The 1,576-nt window shown below is 66.9% G+C and carries 2 protein-coding genes; both read left to right on the top strand.

Features of this window, described 5'->3' with window-relative positions:
* The coding region (locus BPSG_RS08175; protein WP_034879215.1) for an iron-containing alcohol dehydrogenase family protein at nucleotides 1-919 on the top strand (919 nt) is incomplete at its 5' end.
* A gap of 151 nt (nucleotides 920-1,070) precedes the next feature.
* Nucleotides 1,071-1,576 (top strand): iron-containing alcohol dehydrogenase (locus BPSG_RS08170; RefSeq protein ID WP_155271912.1); only part of this gene is annotated, 506 nt, incomplete at its 3' end.

Below are 1,576 nucleotides of genomic sequence, written 5' to 3'. Positions count from 1 at the left end.
AAGCGAGTTCTTCGCGCCGGCGCTGCGCTACGACGGATCGTCGAGCGAACGCAACGCGCGCGAACTCGCCGAACAGGCCCGCGCGCTCGACGCCGACGCGATCGTGGCGATCGGCGCGGGCAAGCTCGCCGACACCGCCAAGAACGTGGCCGAGATCCTGGACCTCGACCTGATCATCGTGCCGACGCTCGCGTGCGCGTGCGCCGCCTATTCGCCGTATTCGGTGGACTACGACGACGAGCACCGCTTCCTCGGCGTACCGGTGCACCCGCGCAACAGCATCGCGCTGCTCGTCGATTCATCACTGATCGCGCGCGCCGGCGCCGACAAACTCGTCGGAGGCATCGGCGACACGATCGCGAAATGGTACGAATCCGCGCCTGTGTTCGACCAGGCGAGCGACCTGACCGTCTTCGACCGGCTCGCCTACCATTCCGCACACCTGATCCACGACATGCTGCTCGAGGAGAGCGAACCGGCGCTCGAGGCCGTGCGCGCGGGCGACTACGACAACGAGCTTGTGCGCACGCTCATCAACACGATCATCGGCCTGGCCGGCACGGTCGGCGGGTTCGGCGGCGTGCGCGCACGTGAATCCGGCGCGCACTCCGTGCACGACGGCCTGACACACGTGGCCGGATCCGCCGCCACCATGCACGGCGAGAAAGTGGCGTACAGCGTGCTCGTGCAGCTGCTCGTGGAGGGCAAGGAAAGCGAGGTGCAGGCGCTGCTCCCCTTCTACGCCACCATAGGGCTGCCGCATTCGTGGAGGCAGATGAACCTTGAGTTCACCGATGGGAACCTGCAGACGGTGGCCGATTTCGCGGCCGCCCCCGACTCGCCGTTCCATGCCGCGGTGCCCGGCGTGACGCCCGCGCAGATCATCGAGGCGATGCGCACGCTCGAAACGCTCGCGTGACTGCCCAGTGAGACAGCGGGGTTCGCCAACAGTGAAGCGATAGTACACTGGCCGACAATGTGACCAGCCGCGCGCATGTTCCTTTGAGGCCATCCGCAGGCGGCTGGCCCACACCAGTCGCCTGCAATGTCTATCAAAGGAGCTTCACGGTATGGCAACGTTCAACCGCGTCACCGACGTCCACCCCGGCCCCAACCGCTACATCAGCGAACCCGGGTCCGCCAAGAACATCGAACGCTACCTCGAGGATTACGCGCACCCGGTCATCGTGACCGGCGAACTGTCAGCCCAAGCGTTCCTCGACTACACCGGCTCGAGCGAGTTCTTCGCGCCGGCGCTGCGCTACGACCGCTCGGCAACGGAACGCAACGCACGCGAACTCGCCGAACAGGCCCGCGCGCTCGACGCCGACGCGATCGTGGCGATCGGCGCGGGCAAGCTCGCCGACACCGCCAAGAACGTGGCCGAACTGCTGAACGTGGACCTGATCATGGTGCCGACGCTCGCCTGCGCGTGCGCCGCATACACGCCGTTCTCGGTGAACTACGACGACGAGCACCGCTATGTGGGCTCGCCGCTGCACGGCCGCAACAGCGTGGCGATGATCGTGGACTCCGCGCTGATCGCGCGCGCGCCGCCGAGAAATGGTGGGCGGCA

It is taken from the genome of Bifidobacterium pseudolongum subsp. globosum (genome assembly GCF_000741295.1).
Lineage (GTDB): Bacteria > Actinomycetota > Actinomycetes > Actinomycetales > Bifidobacteriaceae > Bifidobacterium > Bifidobacterium globosum.
Note: the sequence above shows the minus strand (reverse complement) of the source record. Positions and strands in the feature narration are given on the sequence as shown.